The following is a 1,563-nucleotide window of genomic DNA, read 5'->3' as shown; positions in this document are numbered from 1 at the left end:
GCTCAGGACCGGACGGGTCGCTCGTAACTATGAGCTCCGTAGATAACCAACTCGAGAATTTGAAGGCAGAGATTACGAACGAACTCCCACGCGACATCTCGGTTTCCGACGTCAAGTACGAGGGTCCCGAACTCGTCGTCTATACACGCGACCCGAAGAAGTTCGCCAAGAACGGTGACCTTATTCGGAAACTTGCGAGTAAGCTTCGGAAGCGAATTACGGTCCGACCGGACCCCGACGTACTGTCCGACCCGCGTGAAGCAGAACCAGCGATTCTGGGCGTTATTCCCGAAGAAGCCGGTGTCACCGACCTCGACTTCCATATCGACACGGGCGAAGTCGTTATCGAGGCCGAAAAGCCCGGGATGGTCATCGGCCGACACGGGTCGACGCTCCGCGAGATTACGCAGAAAGTCGGCTGGACGCCCGAAGTCGTTCGCACGCCGCCTATCGAATCTTCTACGGTCTCGAACGTCCGCAACTTCTTGAAACAGGAACGCGAGGACCGCCGTCGTATCCTCGAACGGACTGGACGGCAGATTCACCGCGAACAACTCTCTAACGACGAGTGGGTTCGTATCACGACGCTCGGCTGCTGCCGCGAAGTCGGTCGCGCTTCGTTCATCGTCTCGACGCCTGAAACGCGCATTCTCGTCGACTGCGGTGACAAACCCGGCTCGGACGACGTGCCGTATCTACAGGTCCCCGAAGCACTCGGGTCGGGCGCGAATTCGCTCGATGCCGTCGTTCTCACGCACGCTCACCTCGACCACTCTGCGCTCATTCCGCTTCTGTTCAAGTACGGCTACGACGGACCCATCTACACGACTGAGCCGACGCGCGACCTCATGGGGCTTTTGACGCTCGACTACCTCGACGTGGCGTCGAAAGAGGGTCGTGCCCCGCCGTACGAGTCCGAGATGGTTCGCGAGGCAATCAAGCACACCATCCCGCTCGAATACGGCGACGTGACCGACATCGCCCCGGACGTGAAGCTCACGTTCCACAACGCGGGCCACATTCTCGGCTCCGCGGTTACGCACTTCCACATCGGTGACGGTCTCTACAACGTCGCGTTCTCCGGCGACATTCACTACGAGGACACGCGCCTGTTCAACGGCGCGGTCAACGACTTCCCGCGCGTCGAGACGCTCGTCCTCGAGTCGACCTACGGCGGTCGCAACGACTACCAGACCGACCAGCAGGACTCCGAAGAGCGACTTATCGAAGTCATCAACGAGACTTACGAGCGCGGCGGCAAGGTCGTCATCCCGGCGTTCGCAGTCGGTCGCTCGCAGGAAATCATGCTCGTCCTCGAAGAGGCGATGCGCTCCGGGAAGATTCCGAAGATGCCCGTCCACCTCGACGGGATGATTTGGGAGGCGACGGCCATCCACACGACCTACCCCGAGTACCTCCGTGACGACCTCCGCGACCGCATCTTCCACGAAGACGAAAACCCGTTCCTCGCCGAGGAGTTCAACCACATCGACGGTGGCGAAGCGGAGCGTCAGGATGTCGCTGACGGCGACCAAGCAATCATCCTCTCTACCTCTGGTATGG

The 1,563-nt window shown here is 60.4% G+C and carries 1 protein-coding gene; it reads left to right on the top strand.

Annotated features, from left to right (window positions below):
* Positions 1–29: 29 nt before the first annotated feature.
* On the top strand, positions 30–1,563 hold a 1,534-nt coding region (locus tag QT222_RS01295), incomplete at its 3' end, for a beta-CASP ribonuclease aCPSF1 (protein ID WP_491476049.1).

The organism is Haloferax sp. s1, from assembly GCF_058382125.1.
The sequence above is the reverse complement of the archived record's forward strand: the minus strand, read 5'-3'. Positions and strand labels throughout refer to the sequence as shown.